Annotated in this window: 18 protein-coding genes; 3 read left to right on the top strand and 15 right to left on the bottom strand. The window is 71.2% G+C overall.

Annotated features, from left to right (window positions below; genetic code table 11):
- Positions 1-26 precede the first annotated feature (26 nt).
- A complete protein-coding gene (locus R9X44_RS15530) occupies positions 27-632 on the top strand; it encodes a hypothetical protein (protein ID WP_319814860.1) in 606 nt (201 codons plus the stop codon).
- 51 nt (positions 633-683) lie between these two features.
- Here R9X44_RS15530 and R9X44_RS15525 read toward each other — a convergent pair whose 3' ends face one another.
- The 15 genes from R9X44_RS15525 to R9X44_RS15455 all read right to left on the bottom strand — a co-directional run bounded on the left by R9X44_RS15525 (position 684) and on the right by R9X44_RS15455 (position 14,885).
- Positions 684-1,283, bottom strand: coding sequence for a nuclear transport factor 2 family protein (locus R9X44_RS15525; RefSeq protein ID WP_319814859.1), 600 nt, complete (start codon positions 1,281-1,283; stop codon positions 684-686).
- Positions 1,280-1,852 (bottom strand): NAD(P)H-dependent oxidoreductase, encoded by a 573-nt coding sequence (locus tag R9X44_RS15520; RefSeq protein ID WP_319814858.1) that lies wholly within the window; start codon positions 1,850-1,852, stop codon positions 1,280-1,282. Before R9X44_RS15520 ends, R9X44_RS15525 begins: the two co-directional genes overlap by 4 nt.
- Before the next feature lie 58 nt (positions 1,853-1,910).
- The gene (locus tag R9X44_RS15515) at positions 1,911-3,110 is read right to left on the bottom strand and encodes an acyl-CoA dehydrogenase family protein (protein ID WP_319814857.1); all 1,200 of its coding nucleotides are present in this window, start codon (positions 3,108-3,110) and stop codon (positions 1,911-1,913) included.
- Positions 3,111-3,164: 54 nt separating this feature from the next.
- On the bottom strand, positions 3,165-4,028 hold the full coding sequence (locus R9X44_RS15510; RefSeq protein ID WP_319814856.1) for an SDR family oxidoreductase: 864 nt from the start codon (positions 4,026-4,028) through the stop codon (positions 3,165-3,167).
- A gap of 79 nt (positions 4,029-4,107) precedes the next feature.
- On the bottom strand, positions 4,108-4,752 hold the full coding sequence (locus R9X44_RS15505) for an NAD(P)-dependent oxidoreductase (RefSeq protein WP_319814855.1): 645 nt from the start codon (positions 4,750-4,752) through the stop codon (positions 4,108-4,110).
- A 52-nt stretch (positions 4,753-4,804) separates the two neighbouring features.
- Complete coding sequence (locus R9X44_RS15500; protein ID WP_319814854.1) at positions 4,805-5,239, bottom strand: hypothetical protein; 435 nt, start codon at positions 5,237-5,239, stop codon at positions 4,805-4,807.
- A gap of 45 nt (positions 5,240-5,284) precedes the next feature.
- Positions 5,285-5,848, bottom strand: coding sequence for a VOC family protein (locus R9X44_RS15495; protein WP_319814853.1), 564 nt, complete (start codon positions 5,846-5,848; stop codon positions 5,285-5,287).
- A 47-nt stretch (positions 5,849-5,895) separates the two neighbouring features.
- Positions 5,896-6,750, bottom strand: a complete 855-nt coding sequence (locus R9X44_RS15490) for an oxidoreductase (RefSeq protein WP_319814852.1) — start codon at positions 6,748-6,750, stop codon at positions 5,896-5,898.
- Between the two features lie 49 nt (positions 6,751-6,799).
- Entirely contained in the window at positions 6,800-7,999 is a 1,200-nt protein-coding gene (locus tag R9X44_RS15485; RefSeq protein WP_319814851.1) for a sugar ABC transporter substrate-binding protein, read from the bottom strand.
- Between the two features lie 70 nt (positions 8,000-8,069).
- Positions 8,070-9,119 (bottom strand): ABC transporter permease, encoded by a 1,050-nt coding sequence (locus tag R9X44_RS15480; protein WP_319814850.1) that lies wholly within the window; start codon positions 9,117-9,119, stop codon positions 8,070-8,072.
- Between the two features lie 79 nt (positions 9,120-9,198).
- On the bottom strand, positions 9,199-10,797 hold the full coding sequence (locus R9X44_RS15475) for an ATP-binding cassette domain-containing protein (protein ID WP_319814849.1): 1,599 nt from the start codon (positions 10,795-10,797) through the stop codon (positions 9,199-9,201).
- A 119-nt stretch (positions 10,798-10,916) separates the two neighbouring features.
- Positions 10,917-12,128 (bottom strand): acyl-CoA dehydrogenase family protein, encoded by a 1,212-nt coding sequence (locus R9X44_RS15470; RefSeq protein ID WP_319814848.1) that lies wholly within the window; start codon positions 12,126-12,128, stop codon positions 10,917-10,919.
- Positions 12,129-12,157: 29 nt separating this feature from the next.
- On the bottom strand, positions 12,158-12,697 hold the full coding sequence (locus R9X44_RS15465; protein ID WP_319814847.1) for a flavin reductase family protein: 540 nt from the start codon (positions 12,695-12,697) through the stop codon (positions 12,158-12,160).
- 92 nt (positions 12,698-12,789) lie between these two features.
- A complete protein-coding gene (locus tag R9X44_RS15460; RefSeq protein WP_319814846.1) occupies positions 12,790-13,764 on the bottom strand; it encodes a dihydrodipicolinate synthase family protein in 975 nt (324 codons plus the stop codon).
- A 431-nt stretch (positions 13,765-14,195) separates the two neighbouring features.
- Positions 14,196-14,885, bottom strand: a complete 690-nt coding sequence (locus R9X44_RS15455) for a GntR family transcriptional regulator (protein ID WP_319814845.1) — start codon at positions 14,883-14,885, stop codon at positions 14,196-14,198.
- Positions 14,886-15,250: 365 nt separating this feature from the next.
- Between R9X44_RS15455 and R9X44_RS15450 the strand changes: the two genes are divergently transcribed.
- Together R9X44_RS15450 and R9X44_RS15445 are read left to right on the top strand one after the other, a co-directional pair.
- Complete coding sequence (locus tag R9X44_RS15450) at positions 15,251-15,445, top strand: hypothetical protein (protein ID WP_319814844.1); 195 nt, start codon at positions 15,251-15,253, stop codon at positions 15,443-15,445.
- A 33-nt stretch (positions 15,446-15,478) separates the two neighbouring features.
- Positions 15,479-15,610 (top strand): biotin/lipoyl-containing protein (locus R9X44_RS15445; RefSeq protein ID WP_319815347.1); only part of this gene is annotated, 132 nt, incomplete at its 3' end.

Genomic DNA, 15,610 nt, shown 5'->3' with positions numbered 1-15,610 from the left:
CGCCGCCCGAGAGAGGACCCGCCCCGGTGCTCCACTTCCAGCTGGCCAACGCCCTGTACACGCACTCGGCCCTCGCCCGCCTGTCCCAGGACCTGGACGGCGGCCCAAGCGACGGCCCAAGCGACGACCCGAGGCGTCTGATGCGCACCGCCTACGCGCTGGAAGACACGTTCGCGGCCCTGCTCGAGCACCGCTCGGCGCACGGCATGATCCGGCGCGCGCTGCGGACCGCGGTGACCGCCGCCGACGCCGTCCTCGAGGACGGCCCCGCCGCCGATCCGCACGACCGGCACGGCTGGGGCTTCACCCTGTCGCCCTGGTCCGGCCGCCCGTTCGGCTGGCACCGGCTCGACTGGACCCCGTTCCAGGCCCTGTACCTGCGCTGCGACGTGCACGTGCCGCCGCGCGGCGACCGCGCGCTGTACCTGTCGGCCTCCGCGACCCCCGACCCGGAACCCGAGCCCGCCCTCTACCGGGTGATCACCTATCCGCTGGCTGATCCTGGCGCGGAACTCGGCGGACTCGTCGCCGCGCTGCTGACCGGCCGCGCCGAGGTGCGACCGCCGCAGCGGCCCCTGACCGAAGACCTTCCCGCGCTTTCCGCCGCGCTCGCGCGGGCGGTGTCACCCTAGGCGGCCGCCCGTCGCCCCGGGCGGCCGCCTAGGGCGGGTTTCATTCGGCGTTCAACCAGACCCGTTCAGCCATGCCCGGGTCTCGGCGTAGAACGCGGCGAGTTCCTCGGGCCTGTCGTCGCCGAGTTCGTCGTCGCCCGGCTTGCGGCCCTCGCGGGCGATGTTCCAGGCGAGCACCGCGTAGCTCGGCCGGTACTTCGCCAGTTCCTCGGCCGGGACCACGATGGTCTGGCCCGGGACCGCGGGGGTGAGCGTGGCGTACTCGTAGACGGCGTTCAGGGCGAGGATCTTCCAGACGCCGTCGCGCCGCGTGAGCCGGTAGTTCAGCCTGGTGTGCGAGACGAGGTCGCCGGCGACGCCGTCGATCTCGACCGCGAACCGCAGCGAGACGGCGGCCTCGACGTGCGCCCGGTCGCCCCTGACGTGCACGACCGGCGCGAACACGTGGTGCAGGGCCACGTCGCCGCGCGCGGCCATCGCCTTGGAGCCCGCGACGAAGCCGGGCCCGTCGCCGTCGTACCAGCTGAGCCTGACGTGGGAGTCCGGCCAGTACTGCGCGGCCATCTGATCCCACCAGCCCCGGTCACGGCCCTGTCGTTCGGCGAGGACGACCTGGGTGACCAGGGCGGTGGCGAGCGCGGCGTCGCTCACGCCGTGCGCAGCTTCCTGGTGAGGCGGGCCAGCTCGTCGAGCATCAGCTCGGCGGACTGGTCGAGGGCGGCGTCCTCGGGGGCGACGCGGCCTTCGGCGAGCTTGCCCCAGGCGAAGGGGATGTTCACCGACTCGAGGACCGGCACCATCCGCAGCGTGGTGACGACCTGCTTGAGCTGCTGGACCGCGCGGACGCCCGCGCCGACACCGCCGTAGCTGACGAAGCCGACGGGCTTGTCGGCCCACTCATGGCACAGGAAGTCGAGCGCGTTCTTCAGGACCGCGCTGTAGCCGTAGTTGTACTCGGGGGTGACCAGGACGTAGGCGTCGGCCCGCTCGACCGTCGCGCTCCAGTCGAGGGTGTGCTGGTGGGTGTACTGCCTGAGCTTCGGGTGGTTGGGCTCGTCGAGGAACGGCAGGCCGACTTCGGCGAGGTCGATCGTCTCGACGTCGAAGGCCCCGTGCTTCTCGGCGAGCCCGGTGAACCACTCGGCGAAGGCTGAGCCGATGCGGCCCGGCCGGGAGCTGCCGATGATGACCTGGAGCAGGGGACGTGCGGGAGTTGACATGCCGTTCCTCGAAGATAGCGGTGCCGGATGGAGAGGGAGTTGTTATATCGTATAGCGCTCAGATCATCGGGGTGATGCGCTCCTCGGAGCCCACGAGCGACTTGCCGTAGATCTCGTAGCAGAGCATCGGCAGGATGCCCGCGTGCCGCGAGGCCACCTCGGAGTCGCGCCAGATGCGCTGGAGCGGGTTCACCTCGGCGAACGCGCCCGAGCCGTGCGCGTACAGCAGGGTGTCGATCGCCTTCACCACGTTCTCGATGGCGAAGCCGACGTGGGCGCGGATCTTGGCCCGTCCGGCGAAGTCGATCTTCCTGCCCTCGGCCGCCGCGCTGTCGAGCTCGTCGGTGACGTGGTAGGCGTGGAAGTGCGCGGTGTCGAGCAGCATCGTGGCCTGCGCGAGCTGGATCTGGACCGCGACGGAGTCGGCCTGCCGGGTGTAGACGGTGTGCGCGATGCCCTTGGTGGTCGCCTTGGCCGTCACCATCTCCAGCGCGGCGCGGCCAAGGCCGAGCTGTGGCCCGACCATGCCGATGGAGAACAGCGGCCCGAGCGGCGACTGGTAGAGGGTCTCCTCGGTGTGCTCGGTGGGGAACACGCCCTCGATCGCGGGCCCGACCGACATGAGGCGGTGCTCGGGCACGAACACGTCGTCGGCGACGAGGCAGTTGGAGCCCGAGGCGCGCATGCCCGCGACGTACCAGGTGTCGTCGACGTCGACGTCGGTGCGCGGGACGAGGACCATGGCCATGTCGACCACCTCGCCCGCCTCGTCGGTGACCGGCATGCTGAGCACGGCCCAGTCGGCGTGCAGGGAGCCCGAGTTGTAGAACCACTTGCCGGTGAGCCGGAACCCGCCGGGCACCTTCTTCGAGGTGACCTGCGGCGAGAACACGCCGGAGACCAGCGCGTCGGGGTTGGCCCCCCACACGTCGTCCTGCGCCCGGGTGGGGAAACAGCCGGCGATCCACGCGCCGGAGTTCAGCAGGGACACCACCCACGCGGTGCCGCCGTCGGCCTCGCCGACCGCCGCCGACACGTCGACGAGGGCGCGCATCGAGGTCTCGTAGCCGCCGTACCGCTTGGGCTGCAGGATGCGGAACAGCCCCGCGTCCTTCATCGCCTTGATGCTCTCGTCGGGGACCCTGCGGTCCTTCTCGCCCTGCGCGGCGTTCGCGCTGAGCAGCGGCCTGAGCGCCCGCGCCCTGGCGACGAGCTCGGCGGTGTCGGGGGTGGTGGTCGTCTCGATCGAAGTCGTCATCTGTGTCTCCTCAATCATTTCCGGGGGATCTGTCCTGGCGGGCGTGGCCCGCGCTCATGCGGCGGCCGACGCGGCGGCGAGTTCGCGTGCCACGTACTCGCGCAGCGTCGTCGGGGGTCTGCCGAGCAGCCAGCCGAGGACGTTGGGGTTGCCGGTGATGCCGTAGCGGCTGTAGTGGCCCCACAGCCGGTACATGGCGTCGTAGGGGAACTCGTCCTCTTCGCGCTGCCGCCGGTCGGAGCTGGCGTAGTCGCTGATCGGCGCGAGTTCGGTGGTGATGGTCCGGCCCGCGGCCTCGCCGATGACCGCGGCGATCTCGTGGCCGTTGACGTAGTCGGGGCCGCACAGCTCGTAGGTCGCCCAGTGGTGGCCGGGGTCGCCGACGACCTTCGCCGCGACCTCCGTCACGTCCTCGAGGTCGACCTGGGCGAGCCGGGTGTCGTGCGAGAACGGCTTGCGGTGCACGCCGGTCCGCACAGTCGCCGCGACGTCGATGTTCTGGAGGTAGTGCATCGGCTGCAGGATCGTGAACGGGATCGGCGACTGGATGACCGCGCGTTCCACCGCGAGCTTGGCCTGGTGGTTGAGCAGCGCCTCAATCTGCGGGTGCACCACCGAGAACTGCACGAAGTGGCCGACGCCCGCGCGCCGCGCCTCGGCGACGACCGCGTGCCCTATCTCGGCCTCGCGGTGGTGGAACAGCGGGCCGATGTGCACGACCGCCTCGACGCCGTCGACTGCCGTGCGCAGGTCGGCGGGTTCGAGGAGGTCGGCCACGACGGTCTCGGCCGCGCCGAGGTCGCGCAGGTCGTGCACCGAGGGCGCGATGTCGGCGGCCCTGACTGTCTTGCCTTCGCGGGCGAGCGCCCGCACGAGGCCGCGGCCGGTCCGGCCGCTCGCCGCGGTGACGAGGATCAAGGGAACCTCCGGGTGGGGTGGCCCGCCCCGGTTCGGGCGGGCGGCACTGCGTTGTCCTGTGTTCTTCCGGCTCGGGCCGTCAGTAGGCGACGGTGAACCTCGTGCGGCGGTGGGCGGGCGCTTCGATCTCGTCGACGAAAGCCTTGGCGTAGTCCGCGCCGGAGATCTCCGAGCCGCCCTGCTCGTCGGTCAGCAGCAGGTCGCCGCCGATCCGGAACGTGCCGCGCGGCTCGCCCGGCGCGTAGGCGCCGAAGCCGAGGGCTGGGCTCAGCACGAACCAGTCGAGGGCGGGGTCGCTGTCACGCAGCGCCGTCAGCACGTCGTCGCTCGCGCGGGCGAACTGCCGGAACGCCTCGGGGAACTGCGGGGTCTCCAGGACCTTGGGCCCGTCCGCGGCGACCCTGAGCGAGCCCGCGCCGCCGACGACGCCAAGCCGCGTGCCCCCGCGCAGCGCGAGGTCGGCGATCTCGGCGTTCAGCGCGACGAAGCCCTCCTGGAGCTCCCCGCTCGGAGCGAGCGCCACGACGATCACGTCAGCGCCCTTGACGGCCCGCTCGAGATCGGCCCTGACCAGCGCCGACCCGGTGACCGGCGTGACGCCGTCGACGGGTTCCGCCGGGGCGGTGCGGCTGAAGCCGACGACGTCGTGCCCCCGCGCGGCTGCCTCGCGCGCGATCGCGCTTCCGGCGTATCCGGTGCCGCCGAGCACGGTGATGCGGCTCATGCGGTGCTCCCCTCTGTGGTGCGCCCCGGGGACGGTCCCCGGGGCCTCGCGGTTACTGACGTGCTGCGATGTCGGCGTATGCCTTGCGGACGGCCGGGACGAGCTCCCGCGCGCGCTCCCGGTCGGCCCGCTCGTCGCGGAGCTTGAGGATCTCCCCGGCGCGCCGGTCGGCGGGCACGTCGGCGGTGCGCGCGGTGACCAGCACGTGGAAGTGCGGGAACGCCTCGCCGAAGGCCAGCAGGTAGGTGGCCTCAGCGCCGGTCGCGTGGGTGACCGCGGCGACGAGGTCGCTGGCGCGGCGGCCGAACGTCGCGGTCTCCCGGTCGTCGAGGCCGGTGATGCGCTCGGCGTGGCGGCGGGCCCGCAGGAAGTACCAGCCGGGCACGTCGTAGCCGGGGACGACCTCGGCGGACCAGTCGTCGTCGCGGAAGACCACGTCGGAGGGGTCGGCGTCGTCAAGTCCGCAGATCAGGCAGTTCGATTCCATGTGCTTTTCCGTTTCAGGTGGTGATGGGGGGCGTGCGGGCGCGGCTCAGTCGTCGGCCATCGGGTGCGGCAGCTCGGGGCTCGTCCGAAGCGCCCACGCCCTGGTCTGCAGCTCGGCGACGGGCACCCCGTCACGCCGCGCGGCGACCATCAGCTCGGGCCGGTAGCGCACGCCGATCGGGTCGGCGTCGTACTCCGGGCCCTCCATGTAGGCGGTGGCCTCGTCGGCCGTCGCGAAGTTGTCGACCTGGAGTTCCACGTGGTTGCCGTCGGGGTCCTCGTAGTACAGCGAGGTCGTGACGCCGTGCTGTACCGGCTTCCACGGCTCGATGCCCTTGGCCTTCAGCTCCTCGTACCTGCCGAGCAGGGCGTCGAGGGAGTCGAAGGTGTAGGCGACGTGGTTGACGAGCGCGGCGTCCTTCGGCTTCGGACCGAGGTCGGGGATGTGCGCGAGGGCGATGCGGTGGTGCTCGTCGTCGAAGGTGAGGAACGTCAGGCCGTGCCCCTCGTAGACGACGTGCGCGTCGAGCAGCGCGCTGTACCACTCGCGCATCGCCTCGGGCTGCGAGGTCTGGAACACCACGTGGGCGAACCTCGGTGCGGTGGTCATGCTCGTGCCTCCTTGGTGTTTCGGTGGTGGCCGCGGTCGGCGGCGGGTCAGCCCGCGACGGCGTCGAGTTCGGCGACGGCGTCGGCGGGCAGGTCGAGGGCGGCGCTCGCGACGTTCTCGCGCAGGTGCGCGACCGACGACGTGCCGGGGATCAGCAGGATGTTGGGCGACCTGCCCAGCAGCCAGGCCAGCGCCACGGCCTTCGGGGTCGCGCCGAGCCGCTCGGCGACGCCGTCGAGGATCTTGGACTGGACGGGGTTGAAGCCGCCGAGCGGGAAGTACGGCACATAGGCGATGCCCTGCTCGGCCAGGGAGTCGATCAGCGCGTCGTCGGCGCGGTGGGCGATGTTGTACATGTTCTGCACGCACGCCACCGGCGCGATCTCCTGGGCCTCGGCGATCTGGGCGGCGGTGACGGTGCTGAGCCCGAGGTGCCGGATGAGGCCGCGCTCGCGCAGTTCGGCGAGGACCCCGAAGGTCACGGCCACCGACTCCTCCGGACCGCCGACGCGCAGGTTGACCACGTCGAGGCGGTCGAGGCCGAGACGGTCGAGGTTGTCGCGCACGGCCTGGCGCAGCTGGTCGGGCTCGGCGGCCTGCGGCCAGCCACCCTTGGCGTCACGGGCGAACCCGACCTTCGTGACGATGTGCAGGTCCGCCGGGTACGGGTGCAGCGCCTCGCGGATGATCTCGTTGGTGACGTGCGGGCCGTAGTAGTCGCTGGTGTCGATGTGGGTGATCCCCAGCGCGACCGCCTCGCGCAGGACCGCGACGGCGGCGGCCCGGTCGGCCGGGGGCCCGAAGGCCATCGGACCGGTGAGCTGCATGGCCCCGTAGCCCATCCGGGTCACGGTGAGGTCCCCGCCGAGGAGGTAGGTCTGCTCCGAGAGGTTGGGTGACATGTGGCGTTTCTCCTGATCGGATTGAGGTAAGGACTCCGGGGCCGTCGGGCTAGCTCGCGCCCCACAACTCCGCGTATGCCTTACGGAACGATCCGTCAGTGAACCACGCGCCGTTCTTGAAGTCGGTGACGCTGCTTCCGTTGACCGAGCCGACGTTGTCGGCGGTGAACACGCGGCGGGGGATCGTGTAGGACGATTCGGCGGGAACCGGGGCGCCGGCCATCATGCGCAGCAGCCGGTCGGTGTTGTTCCAGGCGATCATCGCGGGGTCGTTGGCCACGTCGGTGAGCTGCTTGCCGCCGGCGAGCCGCTGCATGGCGGTGACGTCCGAGCCGTAGCCGACGAGCTTCAGCTTGTCGGCCCTGCCGGACAGCTGCATGCCCTGGATGGCGGGCGGGCCCGCGGGCTGGTCGTAGCTGACGAACACGTAGTCGATGTTCGGGTCGGAGTTGAGCGCGACGCTCACCGTCGTCGGGATCTTCTGGACGGCCGAGGCTTCCCAGGCCACCGACGTCACCTCGCAGCCCGAGCAGCGGGTCTTGAACTCGTCGAGGACCGCTTCGGCCGACTGCTTGGTGGTGCTCGTGGAGGTGGTGCTGACGAAGAGCACGTTCGCGTCGCCGCCGGAGTCGGCGATGATCGCGTCGGCCATCAGGCGGCTGCCGGCGTCCTGCCCGTTGTTGTTCGTGGTGATCTTGCCCTCCCACTCGGGGGGCAGCGGGTCGGACACGTCGGAGGCGACGACGGGGATGCCCGCCTCGACCGCCGCGGCGTAGGCGTTCCTGGCCAGGGCGAACGGCAGCGAGTCGGTGATGATCCCCGCGGACTTGGCGGCGACCGCCTGGTTGACGCACTGGGTCGCGACGGTCGGCTGCGCCTGGGCGTCGCAGACCTGGACCTTCATGCCGACCAGCGCGGCGGCCTCGGTGATCTGCTCGAGCTGGGCCTGGAAGTATGTCGCCTTCAGGGTGATGGGGACGTAGGCGATCGTGCCGCCCTTGACGGCGTCGAGTCCGGAGATCTTGTCGCCGGGGTCCTTGAACTCAGTCAGCGGGTTGAGGTGGGCCTCGACCTGCGCCTTTGCGTACGCGACGCCCTCGGCGTCGGTCTCGCCGCGGGTCGAGCCGCCCGAGCCCGAGTCGCCGCAGGCGCTCAGCGCGAAGGCGGCGAGGACGGCGAGCGCGGTGAGTGACCAGCGGGCACGGGTGGGTCTGCCGTGCCGGGTGTTGCCGTGTTCGGGGTGGTTCATGCTGTCATTCCGTTCTCGCGGGGTGGGGGGTGGCCGCCGTCGTGGGGCCGACGGCTTCCGGGCGTGGAGGTCAGGAATGCCGCCGGTCGCGGCGGAAGAGCGTGGAAAGGACGATGGCGATGATGAGGGCCGAGCCGTAGAACACGTCGCTGATCCAGCCGGCGAAGCCGAGGAGCTGGAGCCCGACGATCCCGGTGGCAAGGAAGTAGATGGCGATCATGCTTCCGGCGGGGTTGAACCTGCCGGGCTGGATCACCGCGGTGCCCAGGAACGTCGCCGACAGGGCGGGGAGCAGGTAGGTCGACGCGCTCGCCGGGTCGAACCCGCCGACGGTGCCGACCAGCAGGACGCCGCCGACGCCGCACAGCAGCGAGGAGGAGATGTACGCGCCCACCCTGATCCGGTCGACCCTGACCATCGCCAGCCTGGCGACCGACCGGTTGGAGCCGACGAACAGCATGTGCCGGCCGAGCGGCGTCGAGGTCATCACATAGGTGAAGATCGCGGCGAGGGCGAGCCCGTAGTAGAAGCTGATCGGCAGTCCGAGGACGTTGGTCGCGGCGACCTTGTAAAGCTCGGGGCTGTCGAGGAAGACGCTGCCGCCGTTGGAGATCCGGGACGACACGCCGGTCAGCAGGGTCGCCACGCCGAGCGTGGTGACGATGGGGTTGATGCCGATCTTGATGATGAGCAGCGCGTTGAACGCGCCGATGCCCACCGCTGCGGCGACCGCGATCAGCGCGGCGAGCCACACGTTCACGCCCTGGTCGCTGACGAGCACCGCGACGAGCGTGGCCGACAGCCCGGCGACCGCGGCCACCGAGAAGTCGAACTCGCCGACCGAGAACGCGCACAGCGCGCCGAGGCCGATGAACACCAGGGCCTGCTGGGAGCCGAAGATCGTCTGGAGCGTCCCGACGGTGAGGAACTGGTCGGGCCTGAGCAGGCCGAACAGGATGAACAGCGCGATCCAGACGACGATCAGGCTGCCGCGCCGCGACGTGTCAGCCGCGATCTTCTGGAAGCTGCCGCCCTCGACGGCGGTGGGCGCGGGTTTCCGGCTCGGGGCCTGAGCCGTGTCGGCGGCCACGGTGGACGTGGCGCTGGTGTGGGGTGGCATGGCTTGGTCTCCTTCGTCGTGCTCGGCCGCCCGGACCTCGGGGTCGAGTGGGGATGCCGGGTCGAGCGGGTGTGCCGGGTCAGGCGTAGGTCGCCTCGGTGATCGCGTCGGCGGTGACCTCCCCGCCCAGTTCGACGGGGTCGCGACCGGCGCGCAGGACGACCACCCGGTCGCACACGACCGCGAGGTCCTGCACCTCGATCGAACAGATCACGACGGCCTTGCCCGCGTCGGCGGCCGCGCGCAGGGCGCGCAGGATGTCGAGCCGCGCGCCGACGTCGACGGCCTGGGTCGGCTCGCACGCCACGAGGACGCGCGGCGCGTTCAGCAGCCACTTGGAAAGCAGCAGCTTCTGCTGGTTGCCTCCGCTGAACGCGGCGGCGGGGGCGTGCGGCTCGGCGGGGGTGATGCCGAAGGTCGCGACCGCCTCCTTGAACTCCTCGTGCTGCCATCCCCTGCTGAGGAAGGCGCGGCCGCGTCTGCGCACGCGCGGGAGCGTGAGGTTGGCGATCGCGCTGACCTCGGCCGCGAGCCCGTCGGCCATGCGGTTCTGCGGGATGACGGCGAGGCCCGCGCCGTGCAGCGCGGCGGCGTCGGTGACTGGCACCTCGAACGCCGCGTCGCCGACGGTGATCCGGCCCGCGCAGGCGCTGCTCGTGCCGCCGACGATCGCGGCGACCTCGTCGAGGCCGCAGTCGCCCGCGCCGGTGATGCCGATGACCTCGCCCCGGTGGACCCGCAGGTCGAGCCCCTGCAGGGTCCTGCCGGAGACGCCGACCGCCTCGAACGCGACGTCCGGCGTCTCGCCGCCCGCGGTCGCGCCGGGGTCGGCGGCGATGCGGCCGCCGGCGAGCTCGCGGCCCAGGATCAACCGGCTCAGCTCGGCCTCGGTCAGGTCCGACACCGCGACGCCGGTCGCGGCGGCCGCGCCGTCGCGCAGCACTGTCACCCGGTCGGCGAGGCTCATCACCTCCTCGAGGCGGTGGCTGACGATCAGGATGCCGGTGCCCGACCTGGCGATCGAGCGCAGGATCGCGTAGAACTCCGGCAGCGTCTCGCGCGGCAGCGACTGGGTCGACTCGTCGAACACGACGCAGCCGCTGCCCGGGCGCTGCCCCTGGACGGCGCGGGCGATGGCGACGACCGCGCGCTGTCCGGCGGGCAGCGCGCCGAGCCGCGCGTCGAGCGGGATCTCGGCGTTGAGCCGGGCGAACGTCTCCTCGGCGAGCCGCCGCTCCCGCGCCCAGTCGATCTTCCGTGACAGGCGGCCGGGGGTGTACTGGCCGACCCGCACGTTCTCCACGACGGTGAGGTCGTCGACGAGGCCGAGGTCCTGGTGGACGAACGCGAGGCTGTGCTCGCGCAGGTCGGCCGGGCGGACGGGGGTGGCGAGCCGGTGTCCGGCGACCGAGATCCGGCCGGCGTCGGCGGTGTACACGCCGGACAGGATCTTGATCAGGGTTGACTTGCCCGACCCGTTCTGACCGACCAGCGCGTGGATCTCGCCGGGCTCGATGGTGAGGTCCACGTCGTCGAGCACCGTCGCGCGGCCGAAGCGCTTGGTGAGGCCCTTGATCTCCACCACCTCGCGCCCGCGCGCGCCGTTCGATCCGGTGCCGCCGCCCGCTCCGCCCGTCTCGACGGGGTCGCGGTGGGGATGTGCGTCTGTGCTCCGCATCGGTTCTCCTGCCTTCGGGCTTGGGGACCCTTGGCTCGTCCTTGTGCTATATGTGATATCAGCGAGGGCCCTGGCAGGCCCCTGCCGAAAGTGCGCGCGGGCGACGGCTCCGGCCGCCCTCAGAGCATCGGGGTGATCTTCACGTCGCCGGTCAGCAGCGCCGTGCCGTACATCTCGAGGCTCACCGCCGGGACGATGTAGGCGTGCCTGCCGGCGACCGCCGAGTCGCGCCAGTGCCGCTGGAGCACGTTGCTCTCCGCGAAGCCCGCCGCGCCGTGCGCGAACAGCAGCAGGTCGATCGCCTTGGTGATGTTCTTGACGATCCAGCCCGCGTCGGCACGGGCGCGGGCCCGCGCGGCCTCGTCGGGGAAGGTGCCCTCGCGGGCCGCCTTGTCGATCGCGTCGACGGCCCGGTAGGCGTGCAGGTGCGCGGTGTCGATGAGCATCGCGGCCTCGGCGATCTGGCTGCGGAACACCGCCGACTCGGCCTGGGTGGCGTAGAAGGTGAAGGTGAGCGGCTTGGTGGCGGCCTTGGCGCTCACCAGCTCCAGCACCTTGCGGCCCATGCCGAGCTGCGGCGCGGCGACGCCGAGGGCGAGGACCGGGGTGAACGCGCTGCGGTAGAGCGCCTCGTCGGTGTGCTCGGTGGCGACCTCGCCCAGCCACGCCTTGGGCGCGGAGATGACCCGGTGCTCGGGGACGAACACGTCCTTGGCGATCAGGCAGTTCGAGCCGGACGAGCGCATCCCCGCGACGAACCAGGTCTCCTCGAAGTCGAGGTCGGTCTTCGGGATGAGCGCGATGCCGTGGTCGAGCGCCTCGCCGGCCTCGTCCACGATCGGCATGCCGAGCACGGCCCAGTCCGAGTGCCAGGAGCCTGAGTTGTAGTACCAGCGGCCGCTCACGATGTACCCGCCCTCGACCTTGGTCGACTGCGAGCTCGGCGTGACCACGCCGGAGATCTTGGAGTCGGGGTTGTCGCCCCAGACGTCGTCCTGGGCCCGCTCGGGGAACAGCCCGGTCATCCACGCGCACTGGTTGCACAGGGTGACCACCCACGCGGTGCCGCCGTCGGCCTCGGCCACCGCGGCCGCGACCTCGATCTGGGTGCGCACCGGCATCTCGTAGCCGCCGTAGCGGCGCGGCTGCGCGATCTTGAAGATTCCCGCGTCGGTGAGGGCCTTGATGCTCTCCTCGGTCACGCGGCGGTCCTGCTCGCCCCGCGCGGCGTTGCCCTCGAGCACCGGGTGCAGCTCCCTGATCCTGGCGATCAGCGTCTCGGTGCTGGGCGCGGCGTCCTCGGTGAGCGCCTTGGTGGTCGCGGTTGCCATGTGCGTTCCTTCTCGTCTCAGGGTTGTCGTCAGCGGGTCAGGGCGGCGAGGGAGTCCGCGATGGGCGGACGACGCCGCTCGCCGTAGCGCGAGTGGGTGCCGAAGGTGCGGTGCGCGTACACGAGCGGAGGCAGCTCCGCCCGTCCCGCGCCCACGACGTGGCCGAGCAGCAGCAGGTGGTCGCCGCCCTCGACCGCCTCGTACAGATCGCAGTCGAGCCATCCGGCCGCGCCGTCGAGCCGGGGCAGGCCGTCGTCCCAGTGCCAGGCGGCCCGGGCGAACCTGTCGGGCTCGCGTGAGGCGAACAGCATCGCGAGGTCGTCCTGGGCGTGGCCGAGCAGGTTCACGCCGAAGCGCCGCTCGGCGAGTATCCGCTCGAGGACGCGCGACCTGCGGTCGAACGCCACGGTCACCAGCGGCGGGTCGAGCGACAGCGAGGCGAACGAGCTCACCGTCGCGCCCACCGGACTCGCGCCGTCGACCGCCGTCACCACGGTGACCGGCGCGCAGACGCCCGCCATCATGTCGCGGAAGACCTGCGGCGCGACGCTCCGCCTCTCGTTCGTCATCCCCTGCTCCTTTCGGCTTGCGGTGTCTTGATTCGCGGTGTTCTGGTGCGCGGTGTCCTGGTGTGCTGGGTCCTGGTTCGCGGGGTCCTGCCTCAAGCGAGACCTTCGAGCTCGCGGAGGCCGACGGCGTCGATCATCCGGGCGAGCTCCTTGAGCGCGTCGCCTTCGAGGTCCAGGTAGGGCTTTCTGGGGTGGCCGCCGGGCAGGCCGAGCAGGCGCAGCATCGCCTTGTAGACCACGACGCGCGGCGCGGAGTGCGCGGCGGAGAAGCGGGAGATCCCGCCCCACACCCGGGTGATCGCGCGGCAGGTCTCGCCCGCCGCCGCGGCGTCGCCGCGGGCCAGCTCGTCGTGCAGCGCGCGGCACAGCCGGGGCGCGACGTTCTGGAGGTTGTCGAGCTCCGCCGTCGCGCCCGCGGCGAAGGAGAACATCAGCTTCTGCGTCATCGTCAGCACGGTGGTGCGCGGCGCGAACCTCGCGACGAACTCGGCGACGTTGTGCTGGTCGGGGTGGTGCTTGAAGATCCCGATCACCTGGGGGAAGTCCTCGACCGGCCGCTCGAAGACCGAAGCGGGGACCTCGAACCCGGTCATGAAGTTGCTGGACAGCACGACCGGCGTCGCGACGGCCGACAGGACCTCGTCGTAGAAGCGCGTGAACATCGCCTCGGTGGGGGCGAAGGAGTGGCCGAGGGTCGGCGGGTAGATCTGGACCGCGTCAGCCCCGTGGTCGTGGGCCTTGGCGGCGAAGGCGATGTTGTGCCCGGCCGTCGGGAACTCGCGGCTTCCCGCGACGACCGGCCGGTGCCCCGCCGTCTCCTCGGCCACGATCTCCAGGGCCCGCAGGATCTCGGCGTCGTCCATGGTCGAGCCCTCACCGGTGGCCGGGCTCGCGGGCCAGAACCCGACGCCCTCCGCGGCGAGCCGTCCGACGTGATCACGCAGCGCGCCCTCGTCCAGGCGGCCGTCCCGGTCGAACGGGGTGATCCCCATCGCGTAGGAGCCCGCGGGCAGCGCGCCGGGCCGCGTCTTCGGTACCTCGGGGGCGTACGTGGGGCTCGCGGACATCGTGGTTCTCCCTGAACTCTTTCCGACCGGCTCTCACCAGCAGAAACCGGGCCTTTCCGACACATCCCGGGGGGCTGTGACGCGCACCACGCTAGCGGGTTATATGTGATAACAGAAAGCCCTCTGGAGCAAGATCTTTTAGCGAACCGCGGATTTCCGGCCCGTTACGGGCTCATGTCGCGGTGTCGGCGACGGAGTCAGGGCGCGGGCGGCGCGGGAGCCGTGAACCCGCGCGGTTTCCGGAAAAGGCACAGGTCAGAATGGTTATCGACGGTCGCGAAGGCGAGCCGGACACGATCCCGAGGGGGACATTCGGACGTCACAAATCGGGTCTTCGCGGAGTCCGGAAGTGTGATCACAACTTCTTCGGGTGTTATCACACTTGCCGCGAAATTATCGCGCTCAGTGATCGAGATGGCGCGATGCGTCGACTATTGGTTCGCCGCGGTGACCGCCTGCTGGGCGATCCGCTCGTTGTTCTCCAGGTGGAGCAGCACCGCCTGGGCGGCACGGCCGGGATCGCGCTCGGCGGCGGCGTCGAGGAGCAGCGCGTGCGCCTCGACCCGTCGGCGCGGCTCGTCGGGATCGGTGCCGCGGCCGGCGAAGCCCGCCCGCACGTACCGTTCGGCGGCGTGCCAGAGCATGCCGAGGACCCGCAGGTCCCAGTCGGTCGCGGCGGGCCGCAGCAGGTCGAGGTGGAACTCGTGGTGCACCTCGTAGATCTCCTCGTGCGAGAGGGTCTGGTCGTGCATGACCTCGAGGTGCGACCTCAGGCGGGCGTGGTCGTGCTGGGTCAGCAGCACACACGCGCGGCCGACCAGGCCCGGCTCGATCTGGCGGCGCAGCCGGTACACCGCGCGCAGGTCGTCGTGGCTGAGCGGGGAGACCGTGGCGCTCTTGCCGCGCGCTGTTATAACAAGCCCCTGGCCTTCGAGGTGGTGCAGCGCCTCACGCACGGGGATGATGCTCACGCCGAGGCGTCCGGCTATCTCGCGGAGTGAGAACTCCTGGCCAGGACGCAGATCCGCCGACAGGATTGACCTGCGGATCTCCTTGGTGACCTGCTCGACCACCGAGAGCGCCTGCACGGGACGCACACCGGTCGTGCTCGGTTCAGTCACGGGGACCCTCCTTCGAGCGCGTCTCGGCGGCCCGGGTCGGCATCCCGGATGTTATCAGGCATATCACTTCAACGTCCGGTCCTGGAGTCTCCGCCGGGATCGCCCGGAAGGCCGCCGGAGGCGGGGTTCGCGACGGCGTCGCCCGGCGCGCGGACCGTCGGCGCAGGTCGACGGGACCGTGGCGCGTCCCGGGGACGGGCCCGTCGCGGCTGGGCACGATGCCCAACATCGCGGGCCGTCGCGGGACTGATTTTGGGCGTTCTGCTCTGTTATTACAGAGTCTCTTGCACAGATTGCGGCGAAATGATGTGCTCCATTGCGGCAAATGCCTCATATCCGCAGCGATCCGCGAGGAGGAACGTCACATGAGAGCTCTCGGCGGCATCGAGCGCGCCTGGTCCGGAGCGCGTCCCAGGCCGAAGGAACCCGCGCCCTCACGTCCCGTGCGCTGCCGCGTCGTCGGCGGGCGCATCGGACTCGTCATCCCCGAGGAGCCGCGCGAAGCCCTCGCCGAGACCGGCGAACCGCAGTCCCCGGGCCGTCGCGACGACGACGCCTGACCCGGCCCATCCGATCCCAGGAGCACTACGAAGATGCTGGTCCCCGTTAACCTGCCCGCGCTCGGCGAGAGCGTCACCGAAGGCACCGTCACCCGCTGGTTGAAGAACATCGGTGACGCCGTCGAGGTCGACGAGCCGCTGCTTGAGGTCTCCACCGACAAGGTG

Source organism: Actinocorallia sp. A-T 12471 (genome assembly GCF_033875155.1).
GTDB lineage: Bacteria > Actinomycetota > Actinomycetes > Streptosporangiales > Streptosporangiaceae > Actinocorallia.
Note: the sequence above shows the minus strand (reverse complement) of the source record. Positions and strands in the feature narration are given on the sequence as shown.

What these genes read in the sequence shown, in the direction of transcription:
- R9X44_RS15515 (WP_319814857.1), bottom strand. Translation starts at nt 3,110, where the DNA reads ATGACGACTTCGATCGAGACGACCACCACCCCCGACACCGCCGAGCTC.
- R9X44_RS15465 (WP_319814847.1), bottom strand. Translation starts at nt 12,697, where the DNA reads ATGACGAACGAGAGGCGGAGCGTCGCGCCGCAGGTCTTCCGCGACATG.
- R9X44_RS15475 (WP_319814849.1), bottom strand. Translation starts at nt 10,797, where the DNA reads ATGCGGAGCACAGACGCACATCCCCACCGCGACCCCGTCGAGACGGGC.
- R9X44_RS15495 (WP_319814853.1), bottom strand. Translation starts at nt 5,848, where the DNA reads ATGACCACCGCACCGAGGTTCGCCCACGTGGTGTTCCAGACCTCGCAG.
- R9X44_RS15500 (WP_319814854.1), bottom strand. Translation starts at nt 5,239, where the DNA reads ATGGAATCGAACTGCCTGATCTGCGGACTTGACGACGCCGACCCCTCC.
- R9X44_RS15490 (WP_319814852.1), bottom strand. Translation starts at nt 6,750, where the DNA reads ATGTCACCCAACCTCTCGGAGCAGACCTACCTCCTCGGCGGGGACCTC.
- R9X44_RS15520 (WP_319814858.1), bottom strand. Translation starts at nt 1,852, where the DNA reads ATGTCAACTCCCGCACGTCCCCTGCTCCAGGTCATCATCGGCAGCTCC.
- R9X44_RS15470 (WP_319814848.1), bottom strand. Translation starts at nt 12,128, where the DNA reads ATGGCAACCGCGACCACCAAGGCGCTCACCGAGGACGCCGCGCCCAGC.
- R9X44_RS15450 (WP_319814844.1), top strand. Translation starts at nt 15,251, where the DNA reads ATGAGAGCTCTCGGCGGCATCGAGCGCGCCTGGTCCGGAGCGCGTCCC.
- R9X44_RS15480 (WP_319814850.1), bottom strand. Translation starts at nt 9,119, where the DNA reads ATGCCACCCCACACCAGCGCCACGTCCACCGTGGCCGCCGACACGGCT.
- R9X44_RS15460 (WP_319814846.1), bottom strand. Translation starts at nt 13,764, where the DNA reads ATGTCCGCGAGCCCCACGTACGCCCCCGAGGTACCGAAGACGCGGCCC.
- R9X44_RS15485 (WP_319814851.1), bottom strand. Translation starts at nt 7,999, where the DNA reads ATGAACCACCCCGAACACGGCAACACCCGGCACGGCAGACCCACCCGT.
- R9X44_RS15505 (WP_319814855.1), bottom strand. Translation starts at nt 4,752, where the DNA reads ATGAGCCGCATCACCGTGCTCGGCGGCACCGGATACGCCGGAAGCGCG.